Below are 16,394 nucleotides of genomic sequence, written 5' to 3'. Positions count from 1 at the left end.
GTGACGCCCTCTTTATTCAATCAATTTCAGAGAGCGCGGGATCGCAAAAATCTGGCGCTTCGGTCAAGAATGGCGCAAAGACGACCTTGTTCTTGCCGACGCTATCGCCCGAGCCGGGACCTCTGCCCGAAGGTCCGCTGGGGTCGCCCCAATAATTTCCATCGGCGGTTGCCGCGCTGGCATGGATGCCGCTCGTCCAATTTGGCTCGATGCCCACCGTTCTGTTATTGGCAAAACAATTGTTGTGGATCTGTATATCCTCGTTGAAATTCGAGTAAATACCGCTGGGGTGCGCTTCAAGAGTCGCTTGAAAGCCAGGGATGCTGGTCAGCATATCGGAAACCATTGGGGCGGTTTGAATTTGCTGGAGCATATTATCCTCTTCAGGATCTATGCCCGCGAGGATGGGATTGATCACGCCCACCGCGCCGCCATAAGCGGCGGACTCGTTTTGATAAAACTGGCTTCCCGTAATAGTGATGTTTACATGATTGGTAAACATGCCGCCGCCCCAATTCCCGTTGGCGTTGCCCGTGACGCGGTTCTTCATGAAAAAACTATCGGCGATCACCAGCGTGGCAAAATAGGCATACAAACCGCCGCCATTGCCATCCGATTCGTTGCCTTCAAAACGAGCGGATTGGATTGAAGACCGCGACGAATCGATGAACAACGCGCCGCCATTGTTTGTGCTTGTGTTATTGATGAACTCGCTATTTGAAATGTCAAGCCTGCCGAGGGTGAAATAGATCGCGCCGCCGTTATCGGAACTGTTGTTGACAAAGCGGACGCGATCCAAAAAAATAGAGGAACTCATCGAATAGATGGCGCCGCCCCAATCTTTCGCCACGTCGCCGTTTTGGATGGTGAGGTTATCCATGGTTAACGTCGAATTGACCATCAATTCAAAAAAGCGGAATGGCTCGGCATTTTCAGCGCGGGTCAAGGTTGCGCCATTGCCGTGAATGGTCATTGGATACGCAATTGGCGGGAGAGCAGTGCCAACATCGGTGACGCTGATCAACCATTCATACACGGGAGGCGATTGGTCATCTTGGGTAAAAACGTATTCGCCAGGCATTAATTCGATCACGCTCTCGCCCAAGACTCCTGTTTTACACGAATCAAATTGCTTTGCCGTATTTGCCGCCATAATGGCTTCAGCCAATGAGCATTTTCCATTTTGCGCGAACGGATACACTTCCTGCTCGAGCGTATCCACGAAGATCACATTTTCAGGCGAGGGAGTTGACGTGGGAGGAACAGGTTCGTCGGTCGGGCTGGAAGACACGAAGGCGGTAGACGAGGGCACATTCACATCGGTTGAAACGACAGGCGCGGGCGTAGACACGGTTCCGCTTCCGCAAGCAATGGACATTAAAGCCAAAATCAAAAACAATGTTACAAAGGGACGCATGGATTCTCCTAATTTTTTTCCAATCAATACTTCACGAGAGTTCAAGCGACAGCTCGATTTGCTCGGTAGCTCGTGCCGCCTGCCTTGACGCAGTACAACTGCGTCAAAAACTATAAATTTTTCCCAATTATATAGCGATGGGCATAACCGCGTAGGAAACCCCCATCATCACGAAAAGGTAACTCAAAGACGTTAGATGCTCGTCCGAGTCTTTTGCAAGGAGACATTGACAGGGAACTAATCTCTAGTCTCCAATCTCTAAATTATTCCTCCCCCGTCAACAACTTTATCCGTTCCCACGGTTTCAAGTTTTCATCTTCCGCCAGCAAACTCTTCAACTGATACAACTCGTCGCGCAGCGCGGCGGCGCGTTCGAATTCGAGATTCTTCGCGGCTTCTTTCATTTGGATTTCCATGTCGCGCACCACTTGGCGCAGTTCATTACGCGGCAGGTCTTGCTTCACTTTGTATTCGCCGCGCATCTCGCCAACCGCCTTCGCGCTCAACTCTTCGGTGAGATCGTGGATCGCTTTGTGAATGCTGATCGGCACGATGCCATGTTCGGTGTTGTATTTCACCTGCTTGGCGCGGCGGCGATTCGTTTCGTCAATCGCGCGCTTCATCGAGTCGGTCATCTTGTCGGCATACATGATCACGCGCCCATTGACATGACGCGCCGCGCGACCAATGGTCTGGATCAACGCGGTCTCGGAACGCAGAAAACCTTCTTTGTCCGCGTCCAAAATTCCAACCAGCGACACTTCGGGCAAGTCGAGTCCTTCGCGCAGTAAATTGATTCCCACCAGCACATCGAACACGCCCATACGCAGGTCGCGCAAAATGCCCACACGTTCAAGCGTCTCCACATCCGAATGTAGGTATTGGACTTTCATCTCCAACTCTTTCAAGTATTCGGAGAGGTCTTCCGACATCCTCTTCGTCAGCGTGGTGACAAGGACACGCTCGCCTCTTTCGACCCTCTGCCTGATCTCGCCGATCAGGTCGTCCACCTGCCCCCTCGTCGGACGCACTTCCACTTCGGGGTCAACGAGTCCCGTCGGGCGGATGATCTGCTCGACGACTTGTTCCGCGTGTCCCATCTCATACGGTCCAGGTGTGGCGGAGGTGTAGATCGTGCTTCCCATCACCTCTTCGAACTCCTCGAACTTGAGCGGACGATTATCCACCGCGCTAGGCAAGCGGAATCCATATTCGACAAGCGTTTCTTTCCTCGCTTTGTCGCCGTTATACATGCCGCGAATCTGCGGGACGGTCATGTGACTCTCGTCGATCACCAGCAGATAATCTGTCGGCAGAAAATCAATCATTGTCCACGGATGCGTTCCCGCCGCGCGGCGATCCAGATGACGCGAGTAATTCTCGACGCCCGAACAATAGCCGACCTCTTTCAACATTTCCAGATCGTAGCGCGCGCGTTGCTCGAGTCTCTGCGCTTCGAGGTGCTTGCCAGTCTCTTTGAAGAATTTCAGCCGATCTTCCAACTCGGCTTCGATATCGGCAATCGCATCCTTCATCTTATCGGCGGCGGTGAGATATTGCTTGGCGGGGTAAATTGAAATTTCATTTGGCTCCTCGAACACTTCGCCAGTGACGGGACTGAACTGCATGATGCGTTCCACTTCATCGCCGAAGAAGGTGATGCGGAATCCGCGTTTGTCTTCGTACGCAGGGATGATCTCCAACGTGTCGCCGCGCACGCGGAATGTGCCTGTCTTCAAATCCATGTCGTTGCGTTGATATTGAGATTCGATCAACTGACGGAGCAGCGCATTGCGCCGATACATCTCACCCACTTTGAGAGTGACTGTCCCTTTGCCGAATTCTTCGGGGTTGCCCAAACCGTAAATGCACGAGACCGACGCAACGATGATCACATCACGCCGCGAGATCAAAGCGGCAGTCGCGGCGAGCCTTAGCCGTTCGATCTCTTCGTTGATCTGAGTCTCTTTTTCGATGTACAAGTCGTGGCGCGGAACATACGCCTCAGGCTGGTAGTAATCGTAATACGAAACAAAATACGACACCGCATTCTCGGGGAAGAATTCTTTGAACTCGGCATACAACTGCGCGGCGAGGGTCTTGTTGTGAGCCATGATGAGCGCGGGCTTTTGCAACTCCTGGATCACAGACGCGATGGTAAATGTCTTGCCGGTGCCTGTCGCGCCGAGCAACACCTGATGTTTCTTGCCGCCATGCACGCCATCCACGAGTCCGCGGATGGCTTCGGGCTGGTCGCCCATAGGGATGAAGGGTGCTTGAAGTTTGAAGTCCATGTGATGTGTAAAATGCGCTTCGACTGCGCGGCGAAGAAATCACTCGCCGCTCCGCTCAGCGCGAAAAGATAATCTGAACGTACGTTCTATATTGTACCGCGAAATGTCGAGGCGTCGAGTCCGCTTGAGGAAACTGAAACAGGCATCCCGTCGAAAAGAGGCGAGAGTATAATCCAAGAATGAAATCCACATTGACCATTATCGGCATCCTGCTATTTCTTATCGGCTTGGTATTTTTCTTGCAGGGAATCAACATCCTGCCCGGCAGTTACATGACGGGCGATCCGCAGTGGGCGATCAACGGCGGCGTGATGATGCTCGTCGGCGCGGGGCTGTATTTTTTCGCAAGACGAAATGGCTGACGAGATCAAAGTCAACGACCGGGTGGAAGTCTTCTTGAAGCATCTCGAGGACTGGCGCGCTGGCGTGGTCGTCCGCATTGATCCATATTCCGCGCATCGCAGTTTCATTTGGGTTCAACTCGACTCCGAAGTAGACAGGCGGGAATTAATCTCGGTATTGAACCCAAAAAATATTAGGAAAATATAAGGCGGAAGCCTGCCAACAAGATAAGACGAGTACAATGGTGTGAATTATGTACCGGCGCGTTTTTGAGGTTGTCCCATGAAAACCAACAAGTCCATCCTTGCAGTTCTTTTGATCTTCTCGTTTGCGCTCTCTGCCTGCGCGGGATTCGCCCCAGAAGACGAGCCGATCACCGGGGATTTCGGAGCGCAGTACACGCCGCAGGAACATCAAACGCGCGTCTTCGATGCCATCCAAAAACATCTTGTAGATAATTACATCTACTATGAATCCGCCGAGCTAGATTGGGACGCGCTTTTCGACGAATACCATGCGCGGATTTCTGACGGTTTGACAAACGACGAGTTCAACGCGCTGATGCTGGAGTTTACAGGCAAACTACCCGAAGGCGCGCTCCTGTTTCAATCGCGTGACGAGCGTATCGCCGCCGAAACCGAGTCCACTTCCACGTACGAGGGCATCGGTGCCTTCATCGGGTTTGACGCGGAGGCTGTGCCGCACATCATCGTGCTGGGCGTGATCGAAGGATCGCCTGCCGAACAGGCAGGCATTCGCGCGCATGACAGCATCTATGCGATCGACGGGAATCCTATTTTGCTGGAGGAGGGGATTGATGTGGTCAAGCGCGTGCGCGGACCGGCTGGGAGTGTGGTCACTTTGAACGTGCAGACGCCTGGCAAACCAGAACGAACCGTCGAAGTGACGCGGGCGCAACTCGTCAGCGCCAGCCAGATCGAAGCGCGGCAAATCGATGTGCAGGGGGCGCCGTATGGGTATATCCTGTTTCCGGTGATCAATAATGACAGCCTATTCAAAGACCTGCTCGCCAACCTGCAAAAACTTACCACCAACCAGAAACTTGAAGGATTGGTTTTAGATTTGCGCGTGGCTGGTTCTAGCAGAGGCTGGCCCCTCGAGGAATTACTCAAACTCTTCCACGATGGAAAGGTGGGAACGTTTTATAACAGCCAGGAAATCGAACAAAGCGTTTCCGTGACCGGCGCCGATCTGTTCGGTTCGCAATCTGTGCCGCTGATCATCCTCGTGGGACAACACACGAGCGGCTCGCCTGAGATCCTCGCGGCGGCGTTGCAGGCAAACAAACGGGCGATCGTGATCGGCGAGACCACCCCCGGCGCTATCGAAGCCACAACTTTGTTTTATCTGCCAGACGGTTCGCGCATCTTCATCGAGACCAGTTCCTTCAAATTGCCAAACGGTGAAGATCTTGGGCGCAACGGAGTCCAACCGCAAATTACCATCGATGCGGGATGGGACGATATCCTCCCCGCTCATGATCCCGTCCTGGAAAAAGCGCTCGAATTGCTGAGCGCGGGACCCGCACAATGAAAAAACTTTTTCTACTCACACTCACCGCGCTCATCGCCACAGCCTGCCTGCCGCAAGATATGCAACTTCCTCAAAGCCCTTTACTGCCTCTGCTCGAACGCAAATCGGGGCTGATCGCGTATATAGGCATCGACGGGAACGTGTACGTCACCGACCAAAGCGGAAAAAGCCCCACTCCGGTGACCGACGATGCGTTGTTACCCGAAACCCAAACCAGCGCGTACCGGTATTACCAATTCCCAACCTGGTCGAAAGATGGAAATCAGATCGCCTACGTTGGCATCGAGGGCACAGGCGCCACGCAATCAAAAGCAGACCTATCTGTGTACAACGTGGACGATGAAACCTCCGCAGAAATCTTTTCCAGCGAAACGGAGTTTCCATTCTATCTGTATTGGTCGCCGGACAACGAAAACGTCAGCATGATAAGCGGCAACGCAAACCGGCAATCGATTCTTTTGCAAAACGTGCCGACGTCCGGGGAAGAGCCTGTTATCCTTGACACCGGGGCGCCATACTACTGGTCTTGGGCTCCCAACGGCAAAACCATGATCGTCCACACCGGCAGTGACACAACCTCCACCCCGGAGCACCTCGCCTTCTTGCAAGTGGACTCAGTCGTGATCGAGGACGGTCTGGACGCAAACCCCGCTTCTTTCCAAGCCCCGGCCTGGTCGCCCAATGGGGAACGGATTCTCTACCCCCGCGTCAACGACGAGGGCAAGAAGGAACTCGTGGTAGCCGATTCGAAAGGCGAATTTCAACAAACCATCGGAGAGTTCGAACTCAATGCGGCATTCGCATGGTCGCCGGATAGCGAATTGGTCGCCTATATCGAAGGGACTGAAAATCTCAACACTGCTGGCATTGTCGGAAAATTACACGTGGTCGACCTCGCCACCTCGGAGGATTTCTTCCAGACCGATGATGTCCTTGCCTTTTTCTGGTCGCCGAACAGCAGACAACTCGCTTATTTCAAACCTCTGCAAGTCACCGATTCGTCGGGACAAGAACTATCCGCCCTGCAACTCAACATGGTAGACGCGGTCTCCGGCGAGAGCAAAGAACTCTTCCCTTTCGCGCCCACCAATATTTTTTCGAATACCTTGCAATACTTCGATCAATATCATCAGTCTGCTACGATCTGGTCGCCGGATAGTAATAATCTGCTCCTGCCCTTCGTATCCCCGAACGGCACCCCCGGCATCGCTGTCGTGGCGGCATCCGGTCAATTGGAGCCCAGACTGCTCGCCGAAGGGTTTATCGGGTTTTGGTCGTGGAAATAGGGAATTCTTTTTTTCAAACACAAAGGGCACGACGGTCACAAAGGAAGAACACAAGGAATCCAGGCTCTTTTTCCCCTTTTGTGGCGAGGCTCTTTCTCGCTAATCTCTCTACCGTACACTTGCACCGCCATGCGACACCCGCAAAGAACGCAAAGAAAACCTTTTTAACTTGGCGACCTTAGCGTGCTTTGCGGTAAAAATCTTTCATGTACGGTAGAGAATCGTTAATTACGGAAGGTCCTAAAAATATTTACGGGCTGGAGAAATTCTCCAGCCCGTTTGCTTTACTTCCTTCTCGATTTCAATTTAGGATTCGCGGCGGCTTTTCTAGGCGACTTACCGCTCTTCCCATGTTTTGCGTCTTTGCCATTGCCCGTCACAATGGTCTCCTCGACCAACGCTTTGAGCAAGGGACCGCTATCGTCCGCTTCCGCGCCGTTTGCCGCAGAGCGAATGACTTCAATGCACGCTTTTCCTGTCAGATCGTTTTTCTCTAACAAAGCTTTCGCAACCGCGTGCACCTCGGCAGAGTGCTTCGAGAGAATCTTCTCCGTCTGCTCCTCGAGTTTCCGCCAGAATTTCTCGACCACATCCGTTTTATCCTTGCCGATCCCCGCGCTGACTTGCACCTCCAGCGGCGGACCGAAATAGCCGTAGTGAGCCAATTGCCACAGCCGCGCGCGCACATTTTGGAAGTCACCCGTGGCGCCTGTCCAGTATTCGCCGAGGAATAACTTCACCGCCACATGCCCCGCCATCGATACAAGGATATCCGCCACAAAGGTTCGTAATGGCAGTGAGTAAATATCGTAGTTCGGAACGGGCAATACATATCCCAACGCCTCCGAACGACGGATGATGCTCACCCGCACAATACGCTCGTCGGGGCGTAAGTGATACTGCACCACCGCATGACCCGCTTCGTGATACGCGATCTGCCGGCGCTGATCTTCCTGCATTTCCTCCACCGGGTTTTCCAAACCCATCGCCTGTTCTTGAAACGCCAGTTCGATGTCATGTTGCGAAACTTTATCGCGGTTGTCGAACAACGCGAGGCGAACTGCGTCTTTTGTGATCGCCGACATGATCCTCGCCGGCGTCGCCCAAGCCGTATCGCTGACAATCGCCTCGATATCAACCGAGTCGTCGATTTGAAGTTTGCTCAGATAATATTTTACGATCTCGCGGCGACCGGTGCGGTCTGGTTTGTTCACAACAACAGTTCGGTCAAAACGCCCGGGACGAGTCAACGCGGGATCGAGCACATCGGGACGGTTCGTTGACCCCATGAATAAAATGTGCCAGTCGCGCGGCGGCACCGGCTTCTTGCGCCATTGATACCAACGAGCGCGTAATTTCTCCCAACGCGATAGTTCGCTCACGCCATCCATTTCATACAGCAAGCGGGTGAGCGCGCCTGTTCCCCCGCCCATCATGCCGCCCATACCGCCCATCATACCGCCCCCCATCACGCCGCCACGCGACATTCCCACCGCGTCAATTTCATCGATATAAGCGATACAAGCGCCGTACTCCTTAGCCAATTTCCGCGCCTGCGATATAAAGCGAATCATCTTTAGCACATCCACGCCCCAAAACATGGCGCGGAAACCTGAACCTTCCATGGAAATAAAGGCAATACCCGCCTCGCCCGCCATGGCTTTTGCGAGCAGAGTTTTCCCTGTGCCTGGTTCGCCGGCGAGCAACAAACCGTTGATAAATTGACCGCCCATCTTTTGGAATTGCGTGCGGTCCGAAAGGAGTGAAATCCACTGGCGCACCATCTTCAACAGGTTGGGCTGTCCTTTGTAATCGTCGAACGTGATCGTCTTCGGGTCACCGGGACGGATGATCTCCACGCGGGAGCGCGCCATAAACCAGAAGATGGCAACGAATTGAATAATGGCGAACCCAATCGCAAACAGGATCTGAAACGCAAACCCCAAGACAATCAGAATGGCATTCAATACCACGGGATTGATGATCGCCCAGTAGATGAGTCCGTTAAAGGCGGCCCAGCCCAAAATACCGAAGAAGAAACGTCCCGCTTTTCCCGCCGCCGCCCACAGGAAAACGCGTAGTTGAATGTAGAGGACGAAAAGCCCAAACAGGATGTACCCGGTCAGCAACAGGCCGTTGACGATCAATATCCGCGCCGTCTCGTTAACGATCGCCGCTGACACCAGCACATTCACGCCTGCCCAAACAAGTAGCGCAAAAACCGTCCAGAACCGCCAGGCGCGAATGTTGCTGGCAATATATCCCAAAGCGCCGAGAGAGAGCGGGTTGAACCACCATGCAACCGAAATACCGATCTGCAAACGATCATTAAATGTGGAGCGTGTGGCGGTTTGTAATAGGAGCCAGATCGCCGGCGTGGCGATGAAGAGTGTAATGAACAGCCCGACCATCCAGCCGGGCGCCGCCATAGAAATCACTGGATGCCTTGGCATGATACGCGGCGCGATTACGCTTTGCCTTATCCTCGCCTGCCTTCGCCATATCGTTTTTGGGGTCCATCAGGGACATAAAATCACCTCAACCAAACAGATGCTTGCACTTGAAAAAAGTGTACCCTAAAAGGAAACCCGACACAACACGAAACTTCATCTCTTATCGAACTCTAAGCGGCTTGAAGCGACGTATAATGGGACTCACCATGTCGACCGATTCATTTCAACCTCTGCTGGACAAAGCCCTCGCCTCCCGCGCCCATCAAGTTGATTCAAACCATGGGGCTGCATTCTGCCTCTTCAACGGATTCACCGAAGGCGACCCAAGCCTTTCGTTGGACATCTACGCGCGGACACTAGTCATTCACAACTACGCGGATGACCCGACGCAAAATCAACAAGTTATAGAAAACCTAGTCAACGCCTTACGCAACTCCCTAGTCTGGCTACGCGCTGGGATTTTGAAACAGCGAAACGGACTCACGCAAGAGGATAAGCGCGGGGTACTTCTCTTCGGCGACTCGCCTGATACAAAGATCACCGAGCATGGAGTGTCGTACGCGCTTGACCTGACGATGAACCGCGACGCAAGTTTTTATCTCGATACAAGCCTGCTACGAAAATGGCTCATCGAAAATATGAAAGGCAAGTCCGTGCTGAACACGTTTGCCTACACGGGCAGTTTCGGCGTCGCCGCGCTGGCTGGAGGCGCGAGCCGCGTGGTGCAAGTGGATCGCAACCGCCGCTTTCTTGACCTGGCAAGAAAATCATACGCGCTCAACGAGTTTTCAGTCAATCGAAATGATTTCCTCGCGCTCGATTTTTTCCCCGCAGTCAGCAGGTTCAAAACAGGGAAACAAACTTTCGATTGCGTGATCCTCGACCCGCCATTCTTTTCGTCCACGCCCAAAGGCAAAGTGGATCAGGAAAAAGAGAGCGCGCGGCTCATCAATAAAGTTCGTCCGCTCGTCAACGATGGTGGGTATTTAATTGCGATCAATAACGCATTGTACGTCAGTGGGCAGGAGTACATGCAGACGCTTGAAGAGCTATGCAAGGATGGGTATTTGAAGATCGAAGAATTGATCCCCGCGCCTGAGCATTTCGTTGGGTATAACCGAGTGAACAAACCTATCACCGATCCCACGCCATTCAACCATTCGACGAAGATCGCGGTGTTGAGGGTGCGGCGGAAGGCATAGATTCCACATTCCCTCATGCTATACTTGAATTAATATGAAACAGAAAAAACTCACCCACGCTGGTTGTGTCGTTTTCCAAGTCAAAGGCAAGCGCAAGACTTATTTGGTGGTTTCATCTTCAACGGGTAAACATTGGATACTGCCTAAGGGACACATTGAACAAGGAGAATCTCCGCGCAAAGCGGCGTTGAGGGAATTACGAGAGGAGGCGGGGGTCGTTGGGAAAATTATTCAAGTTGGGCCCGTGCAATCGTATGCAATGAAAAATGAGGATGTCACCGTTCAATATTTCGTTGTGCGCTTAACAAAGATTGTCACACCTGACGAGAACCGCACGCTTCGATGGGAAACACAAAAGAAGGCGTTGGAACTGCTCTCCTTTGATGAAGCAAAACAAGCATTGCGGGAATCTCTGAAATCCATTAGGCAGGTCACATGAATACAGCCCAGGTCAGTATCGAGCTCATTTTGGCGGGCATCCTTGCCCTGTGCGCGTTCGTCCTCCCTTTTTGGAAAGGACAAAGTATCAACCCCGAACTTTTGCAAAGCGAGGCATTGATCGGTTTTTTGGGTCTGGCGTATTTGCTGGGAGTCGTCTTCGATAAACTTGCGGATACGATGCTGACTCCCGCCGAGCATTATTTACGCATCAGACAGGGAGCAAAATTTCTCGACGATCACAAAAACTTCAAAGGGAAAGACCCCTTCCCGCAGAACGATCTGGAGTTTAGCCTGAAAAAAGCAAAGGACGGTCGGCTGGATTGGATGAATTCACTCAAAAGCCGAATCCGCACGAGCCGCGAACTGGCAGTGCTGGGCTTGCCCGCCGTGATGGGGTTGACGATCTATGAAGGCGTCACAAGACCCTGCGGAGCGAATCAACCCGCCTGCGCCGCATGGTGGATGTATCTTCCCGTCGTGTTGAACCTGACTCTTTTCATCGCAATGATCTGGCTGGAATCAAGGACATCGGACGAAGATTCGTTGGGCGGTAAAAATCAGGCGAAATTAAAAACTCACCAGCTTTCGTTAGACCGCGACACTCGTGACGCGCAAGTTAAGCAAGCCGAAAGACAGGCGCACACCGCATTCCTCCCTTATTATTTGCTGCTTGCCAATTCTGTGATTACCACAGGACTCATCGCGCTCTTCAATCTCAATAACCAAATTATCATTTTGCTTGCCGTTGGGGGGACAATCATTTCTCTGCTGGCGCTTTGGTCGTGCTTGCGGATCACGCGCACGTATTTGAAGTTTGTTGCCAGAGAGATGGCGCCTACGTTGAAAAAGTAATAACAGCGTAAAAATTTTTTCTTGCATAAAGGCGACATGAATGTCGCGTTACGGTTAATCTCTTTCCTTCTTGCGCGGAAAGGCGATGATGATTCCCAGCACGAGGGCGGCGAGGGCAATTGCCGCGACGCTGAGAGTCATCTCTTGCGGGCTCTTTGTTGTGATCGCATTAGGCGGGGTTGCGGATGAAGTGGCGAGGATCGTCGCGGTAGCGGTCGGCTGAAGTGTGGGAAACGCCGAGGCGACTGAAGCAGGCGTCACCTGCGGAGGAGGCGTGGCTCCCTTCATCACAAGGAGTTGCTGACCGACGTACACATCATCCGAATCCCAATTGTTGAGTCGCTGAATCTCTTTGATCGTTGTGCCGTACGTGATGGCGATGCTCCATAAAGTTTGCCCGTATTGCACTTCGTGGATCACGTCGCCGCCGAGGTTCGCGGTTGCGAGGACGATGGGAAGCGAATATTGCGGGAGCGTGCCGTTTTCGGCGGCGAGGGTTGCGCCCGCGTTGTATGCCTGTTGCGTGAGCGGAATGCCTGTGAGGACGGCATTGGCATTCGATTGCATTTGGCCGCTGGTTGTTTGGAGCGCGGTCTCGATGACCAAAATATAACCGTCTTCGGTGGCGGCGATGCCCGCGCCGATGTCGCTGCGATAAGGCGAGAGCATTGTGTTCGTGTGCGGCTCGTCGCCGAGCCAGCCTTGCACCGCGTCTTTCGAGCTTTGTGAGAGTATCCAATTTTCCGAACGGTAGCCATCTTGGTAAAGATCGCCAGACAGCGGATATCCCAATGTCATCATCCATTGACCGAGAGTCAGGTTGTTCGGTCGCCAGTGACCTGGCATGCCCGACGCGATCCCGCTCGCCTCATCCTGCGCGATCTGCATCAAGGCGGGATGCACCGCCAGCGCGTTCAATCCGTTGGCGAGGCGCAAGGCGTTGACTTCGTTGATGAGTTCGGCGGGCGTCGGCGTGGACTCTTGCGCATGAGCGACTTGCACGCGGACAAATCCAAACGAGAGGAGCGCGAGGGATAGAATCGAAGCCAGCAGGATTTTCTTCAGCATCAATTTATTTTCCTTTTTCGACTTCATCACCTGCGTTAGCCTAGTCCGCGCTTGCCCACGCTTCTATCTCGACTTTGTACACTGGACTCGCCAACGCGGCGACATACAACAACGTGCTACATGGTTTATGTCCGCCCAGTTTGGATGCGACCAGTTCGCGCCGCTTCGCCGTATCAACTTCGCCCACGAGATAATATGTGAGTTTGATAATGTCCCTCACGCCCATATTCGCGGCTTGAAGATTGCGGAAGATATTCTCGAGGGCAACATCCATTTGCTCGAGCGGGTCGTCTGGCACTGTCCCGTCTTCTCTCATCCCTATCTGACCAGAGAGGACCAGAATGCGTTCGTTTCCTGAAATTTCAACGTGGTGGGAATATCCGGCAAGCGGCTGATGGACATTCTGCGGGTTTCGAAATTCTTTCATGGGGCAACTCCTTAATAGACTTGAGGCGGTTTAGCCACGGAGACGCGGAGTCACAGAGAAAAAATACTGGGGTTTCTCGGCGTCTCTGTGACTCTGCGGCAGAGATGCAAAAGACGAACATTGACAATCTGGATTACGATTGCAAATATTATATAATGAATTCAGGAACAGATAACGAACATGGACATATCCCAAACGCTTCACGTCACCAACCGCAAAGACTGGCGAAACTGGTTGAAGAAGAATTACAAGACCGAAAAAGACATCTGGCTGGTCTATTACAAAAAAGCGACAGGCAAGCCGCGCATCGAATACAACGACGCGGTGGAGGAAGCCCTGTGCTTCGGCTGGATAGATAGCACCTTCAAGACATTAGATGAGGAACGCACGGCGCAACGCTTCTCACCTCGAAAGCCGAAATCCAGTTACTCGCAAGCCAACATCGAACGATTGCGGTATTTGGTGGCGAAGAAGAAAGTTATGAAAGAAGTCGTTGATTCGCTGGGAGATATTCTGAACGAGAAATTCGTCGTCCCGCCTGATATATTGAAAGCGATCAAAGCGAACATGGAAGCGTGGAAGAATTTTCAGAAATTCTCAGACTCGTACAAACGAATTCGCATCGCGTTCATCCACGGGGCGCGTCACCGCCCTGAGGAGTTCAAGAAGCGACTGCGACACTTCGTCGAGATGACGGAGAAGAATAAGATGTTCGGATTCGGCGGGATTGAGAAGCATTACTAAACTTCCACACTCACACTATCCACAATCCCCACAATGACCGAGATCACGCACCCGTCAGGGATGCCCAACACTTGGCGCGCGCCATTCCCTTCGCGGTTGACCAGCACCGTGTCGCCGATTCCTGCCTGTGAGTTATCGAGCGCGATGAAATCATCGTCAGGCTTTTCGCCGTCTAGCAATAAAGGTTGGACGACGAGCAGTCTGCGATTCTTGTAGTGCGCGTGGCTGATGGTGGTGACGATAGTGCCGACGACTTTACCGATAACCATTTCCTTGCTTTTTCCTTTGTGTTCTTCGTGTCCTTTGTGGTGAAAATCTTACGTGAACTTGCTTTGACCAACCTTCAGTGTGTATTCAAACTCACCATCGGGCTTCACTTCCAATTCATCCACGATGCCAACCAACGCCAAGTCAATCGGCACGAACTTTTCATCTCTCATGGCGAGTGCGGCTTCACGCGAACGGACCATCACACACAGATCGCCCACGCCCGCGTGGACAACGTCCGCGGCAACTTGCAAGACGCCGATGGGTTCGAGTCGCTTGTTCAACGGCTGGACAACGAGCAACTTCACGCCCTCGATGTTGGGATATTTGATCGTGCAAACCGCGTTGCCTTTGACTCGTCCGAATAACATGATTACTTCATCCCCGTCGCTTTGAGTGTGCGTTTGATGATGGCGTCGAGCAACCCCGCGTCCACTTGATTCCCAAGTTTTGCAAAAACTTTTTCGCGGATGCGTTTTTCCAACTCAACTTTCCTCTCCCTTGAGGGAGAGGGGTTAGGGGTGAGGGCGCCCTCACCCCTGCCCTCTCCCGAGGGGAGAGGGTGAAATGCCGAAGAAACTGAATCAGATTTCCCCGTCGAAGGACGCGGCTTCACATCCGATAAATAAGGTCGCACAGGCGCGGCGGGCGGAGAATCATCCACGAGCAATCCCAATGCCCGCGCTTTCTCAAAGGCGAGATCGGTCAACACAACGTCGTCATTGATTTGCAAAGACTTGACGCCGTTGTGAAAAAGTTCTTCGATATCTTTATCGGTATAAAATTTTTTCATGATTTTCGAAACGTAATTTTTCCATCGGCTTCGAGCGTATCAATGATCGCCATGATGACCGCGTCCACTGGCGTGTCTTTTGTGATGTTCGTTTGCCGCGCCGACGAGCCCGACGCGGTGAGCACCAGATCGCCGACGCCCGCGTCCACCGTGTCGACAGCCACATACGGCTTGCCCGACACCGCGCCCGTTTCGTCGGACTGCCGCAGGATGAGCAATTTGCGCCCGTGCAATTTTTCGTCTTTGATGGTGGATACCGTTGTGCCGATCACTTTTGCGATGAGCATGATTTACCTCATTCAAACGTCCCGCAGGATTCATCGAGCGATCATGCGACTCGTGCAAACCTGCGGGACGGTTATTAATATTTTGCGGATGAAGAGCTCGCTTCTTTCTTCCCTTCAACTTGGTCGCTCGGACCTTGAATGATCTTCACCCCCGCCGACGCGCCGATGCGTGTTGCGCCCGCTTGGATCATACTCTGCGCGTCTTCAAACGTGCGGACTCCGCCCGACGCCTTCACGCCCATCTGCGGACCGACCGCCTTGCGCATCAACTCCACATCGTGGACAGTCGCGCCGCCGCCCGCGAATCCCGTAGACGTTTTGACAAAGTCCGCGCCCGCTTCTTTCGACGTGAGGCTCGCGATGGTTTTTTCTTCATCGGTCAACAATACCGTTTCGATGATCACTTTGACGATCACGCCATGCGAGTGCGCCGCTTTGACCACGCCGCGAATATCTCGCGCAACCGTTTCAATATCACGCGCCTTCAATGCGCCGACGTTGATCACCATGTCAATCTCCGTCGCGCCCTGCTTGATGGCTGTCTCGGTTTCAAACGCTTTTGATTCAGACGATGTCGCGCCGAGCGGAAAACCGATCACGGTGCAGACTTTGACATCCGAACCCTTGAGGAGTTCCGCGCACAGACTCACCCATGTCGGGTTCACGCACACGGATGCGAATCCGTACTTCCGCGCCTCATAACAAAGTTGAGCGATTTCTTGTTGCGTGGCATCAGGCTTGAGCAGTGTGTGGTCAATCATCCCTGCGATAGCCTGTTCCTGCGGAATCGCTCCCAGCGTAGACGAGACTCTCTCAGCCCCCGCTTTGACGACGTTGCCCACATGATCGAAACACAGGCGCACGCAAAGTCCATCCGCGCAATCGAATTTGCAGTGATAGGCTTCAGAGTTGCTGGCGCGCGTTTCATCTTCCATCATCGCGGCAAGCACTTCATGCGTGATGATTT

Annotated in this window: 18 protein-coding genes; 8 read left to right on the top strand and 10 right to left on the bottom strand. The window is 53.0% G+C overall.

Translation table 11 applies throughout. The annotated features are described in order from the left end of the window. Positions 1-16: 16 nt before the first annotated feature. The gene (locus IPM31_17150) at positions 17-1,417 is read right to left on the bottom strand and encodes a hypothetical protein (GenBank protein ID MBK9008700.1); all 1,401 of its coding nucleotides are present in this window, start codon (positions 1,415-1,417) and stop codon (positions 17-19) included. A gap of 263 nt (positions 1,418-1,680) precedes the next feature. Then, positions 1,681-3,711 (bottom strand): excinuclease ABC subunit UvrB, encoded by a 2,031-nt coding sequence (gene uvrB / locus IPM31_17145; protein MBK9008699.1) that lies wholly within the window; start codon positions 3,709-3,711, stop codon positions 1,681-1,683. A gap of 179 nt (positions 3,712-3,890) precedes the next feature. On the opposite strand from uvrB, the gene IPM31_17140 reads away from it, so the two are divergent. The 4 genes from IPM31_17140 to IPM31_17125 all read left to right on the top strand — a co-directional run bounded on the left by IPM31_17140 (position 3,891) and on the right by IPM31_17125 (position 6,893). Further along, entirely contained in the window at positions 3,891-4,073 is a 183-nt protein-coding gene (locus tag IPM31_17140) for a hypothetical protein (protein ID MBK9008698.1), read from the top strand. Continuing rightward, entirely contained in the window at positions 4,066-4,260 is a 195-nt protein-coding gene (locus IPM31_17135) for a hypothetical protein (protein ID MBK9008697.1), read from the top strand. The genes IPM31_17140 and IPM31_17135 overlap by 8 nt, the downstream gene beginning before the upstream one ends. 75 nt (positions 4,261-4,335) lie before the next feature. Beyond that, on the top strand, positions 4,336-5,607 hold the full coding sequence (locus IPM31_17130) for a PDZ domain-containing protein (GenBank protein MBK9008696.1): 1,272 nt from the start codon (positions 4,336-4,338) through the stop codon (positions 5,605-5,607). Continuing rightward, a complete protein-coding gene (locus tag IPM31_17125) occupies positions 5,604-6,893 on the top strand; it encodes a PD40 domain-containing protein (protein ID MBK9008695.1) in 1,290 nt (429 codons plus the stop codon). Before IPM31_17130 ends, IPM31_17125 begins: the two co-directional genes overlap by 4 nt. A gap of 284 nt (positions 6,894-7,177) precedes the next feature. Here the strand turns inward: IPM31_17125 and IPM31_17120 are convergent, their stop codons facing one another. Then, a complete protein-coding gene (locus IPM31_17120) occupies positions 7,178-9,346 on the bottom strand; it encodes an AAA family ATPase (protein MBK9008694.1) in 2,169 nt (722 codons plus the stop codon). Positions 9,347-9,552: 206 nt separating this feature from the next. Between IPM31_17120 and IPM31_17115 the strand changes: the two genes are divergently transcribed. The 3 genes from IPM31_17115 to IPM31_17105 are packed head-to-tail and all read left to right on the top strand — an operon-like array spanning position 9,553 to position 11,841. Next, the gene (locus IPM31_17115) at positions 9,553-10,548 is read left to right on the top strand and encodes a class I SAM-dependent methyltransferase (protein ID MBK9008693.1); all 996 of its coding nucleotides are present in this window, start codon (positions 9,553-9,555) and stop codon (positions 10,546-10,548) included. A 34-nt stretch (positions 10,549-10,582) separates the two neighbouring features. Then, entirely contained in the window at positions 10,583-10,987 is a 405-nt protein-coding gene (locus IPM31_17110; GenBank protein ID MBK9008692.1) for an NUDIX domain-containing protein, read from the top strand. Further along, complete coding sequence (locus tag IPM31_17105; GenBank protein ID MBK9008691.1) at positions 10,984-11,841, top strand: hypothetical protein; 858 nt, start codon at positions 10,984-10,986, stop codon at positions 11,839-11,841. Before IPM31_17110 ends, IPM31_17105 begins: the two co-directional genes overlap by 4 nt. A gap of 54 nt (positions 11,842-11,895) precedes the next feature. On the opposite strand, the gene IPM31_17100 is transcribed toward IPM31_17105, so the two are convergent. Both IPM31_17100 and IPM31_17095 read right to left on the bottom strand, forming a co-directional pair. Beyond that, on the bottom strand, positions 11,896-12,909 hold the full coding sequence (locus IPM31_17100) for a LysM peptidoglycan-binding domain-containing protein (protein MBK9008690.1): 1,014 nt from the start codon (positions 12,907-12,909) through the stop codon (positions 11,896-11,898). A gap of 40 nt (positions 12,910-12,949) precedes the next feature. Next, entirely contained in the window at positions 12,950-13,336 is a 387-nt protein-coding gene (locus tag IPM31_17095; protein MBK9008689.1) for a RidA family protein, read from the bottom strand. A 180-nt stretch (positions 13,337-13,516) separates the two neighbouring features. On the opposite strand from IPM31_17095, the gene IPM31_17090 reads away from it, so the two are divergent. Then, a complete protein-coding gene (locus IPM31_17090; GenBank protein ID MBK9008688.1) occupies positions 13,517-14,080 on the top strand; it encodes a YdeI/OmpD-associated family protein in 564 nt (187 codons plus the stop codon). Here IPM31_17090 and IPM31_17085 read toward each other — a convergent pair. The 5 genes from IPM31_17085 to deoC form a co-directional block, all read right to left on the bottom strand. Continuing rightward, a complete protein-coding gene (locus tag IPM31_17085) occupies positions 14,077-14,349 on the bottom strand; it encodes a EutN/CcmL family microcompartment protein (protein MBK9008687.1) in 273 nt (90 codons plus the stop codon). The genes IPM31_17090 and IPM31_17085 overlap by 4 nt on opposite strands. 48 nt (positions 14,350-14,397) lie before the next feature. Beyond that, complete coding sequence (locus IPM31_17080) at positions 14,398-14,718, bottom strand: EutN/CcmL family microcompartment protein (protein ID MBK9008686.1); 321 nt, start codon at positions 14,716-14,718, stop codon at positions 14,398-14,400. Between the two features lie 2 nt (positions 14,719-14,720). Continuing rightward, positions 14,721-15,140 (bottom strand): hypothetical protein, encoded by a 420-nt coding sequence (locus IPM31_17075; GenBank protein MBK9008685.1) that lies wholly within the window; start codon positions 15,138-15,140, stop codon positions 14,721-14,723. After that, complete coding sequence (locus tag IPM31_17070) at positions 15,137-15,427, bottom strand: EutN/CcmL family microcompartment protein (GenBank protein MBK9008684.1); 291 nt, start codon at positions 15,425-15,427, stop codon at positions 15,137-15,139. Before IPM31_17070 ends, IPM31_17075 begins: the two co-directional genes overlap by 4 nt. A 74-nt stretch (positions 15,428-15,501) precedes the next feature. Then, positions 15,502-16,362 (bottom strand): deoxyribose-phosphate aldolase, encoded by an 861-nt coding sequence (deoC, locus tag IPM31_17065; GenBank protein MBK9008683.1) that lies wholly within the window; start codon positions 16,360-16,362, stop codon positions 15,502-15,504. Positions 16,363-16,394 lie beyond the last annotated feature (32 nt).

Origin of the sequence: Candidatus Defluviilinea gracilis (assembly GCA_016716235.1) — a bacterium.
In the GTDB taxonomy this organism is placed as follows: domain Bacteria; phylum Chloroflexota; class Anaerolineae; order Anaerolineales; family Villigracilaceae; genus Defluviilinea; species Defluviilinea gracilis.
The sequence above is the reverse complement of the archived record's forward strand: the minus strand, read 5'-3'. Positions and strand labels throughout refer to the sequence as shown.

What these genes read in the sequence shown, in the direction of transcription:
- IPM31_17120 (MBK9008694.1), bottom strand. Translation starts at nt 9,346, where the DNA reads ATGCCAAGGCATCCAGTGATTTCTATGGCGGCGCCCGGCTGGATGGTC.
- IPM31_17150 (MBK9008700.1), bottom strand. Translation starts at nt 1,417, where the DNA reads ATGCGTCCCTTTGTAACATTGTTTTTGATTTTGGCTTTAATGTCCATT.
- IPM31_17100 (MBK9008690.1), bottom strand. Translation starts at nt 12,909, where the DNA reads ATGCTGAAGAAAATCCTGCTGGCTTCGATTCTATCCCTCGCGCTCCTC.
- IPM31_17085 (MBK9008687.1), bottom strand. Translation starts at nt 14,349, where the DNA reads ATGGTTATCGGTAAAGTCGTCGGCACTATCGTCACCACCATCAGCCAC.
- IPM31_17075 (MBK9008685.1), bottom strand. Translation starts at nt 15,140, where the DNA reads ATGAAAAAATTTTATACCGATAAAGATATCGAAGAACTTTTTCACAAC.
- IPM31_17135 (MBK9008697.1), top strand. Translation starts at nt 4,066, where the DNA reads ATGGCTGACGAGATCAAAGTCAACGACCGGGTGGAAGTCTTCTTGAAG.
- IPM31_17105 (MBK9008691.1), top strand. Translation starts at nt 10,984, where the DNA reads ATGAATACAGCCCAGGTCAGTATCGAGCTCATTTTGGCGGGCATCCTT.
- IPM31_17115 (MBK9008693.1), top strand. Translation starts at nt 9,553, where the DNA reads ATGTCGACCGATTCATTTCAACCTCTGCTGGACAAAGCCCTCGCCTCC.
- IPM31_17090 (MBK9008688.1), top strand. Translation starts at nt 13,517, where the DNA reads ATGGACATATCCCAAACGCTTCACGTCACCAACCGCAAAGACTGGCGA.
- IPM31_17110 (MBK9008692.1), top strand. Translation starts at nt 10,583, where the DNA reads ATGAAACAGAAAAAACTCACCCACGCTGGTTGTGTCGTTTTCCAAGTC.
- IPM31_17070 (MBK9008684.1), bottom strand. Translation starts at nt 15,427, where the DNA reads ATGCTCATCGCAAAAGTGATCGGCACAACGGTATCCACCATCAAAGAC.
- IPM31_17080 (MBK9008686.1), bottom strand. Translation starts at nt 14,718, where the DNA reads ATGTTATTCGGACGAGTCAAAGGCAACGCGGTTTGCACGATCAAATAT.
- IPM31_17140 (MBK9008698.1), top strand. Translation starts at nt 3,891, where the DNA reads ATGAAATCCACATTGACCATTATCGGCATCCTGCTATTTCTTATCGGC.
- deoC (MBK9008683.1), bottom strand. Translation starts at nt 16,362, where the DNA reads ATGGAAGATGAAACGCGCGCCAGCAACTCTGAAGCCTATCACTGCAAA.
- IPM31_17095 (MBK9008689.1), bottom strand. Translation starts at nt 13,336, where the DNA reads ATGAAAGAATTTCGAAACCCGCAGAATGTCCATCAGCCGCTTGCCGGA.
- IPM31_17130 (MBK9008696.1), top strand. Translation starts at nt 4,336, where the DNA reads ATGAAAACCAACAAGTCCATCCTTGCAGTTCTTTTGATCTTCTCGTTT.
- IPM31_17125 (MBK9008695.1), top strand. Translation starts at nt 5,604, where the DNA reads ATGAAAAAACTTTTTCTACTCACACTCACCGCGCTCATCGCCACAGCC.
- uvrB (MBK9008699.1), bottom strand. Translation starts at nt 3,711, where the DNA reads ATGGACTTCAAACTTCAAGCACCCTTCATCCCTATGGGCGACCAGCCC.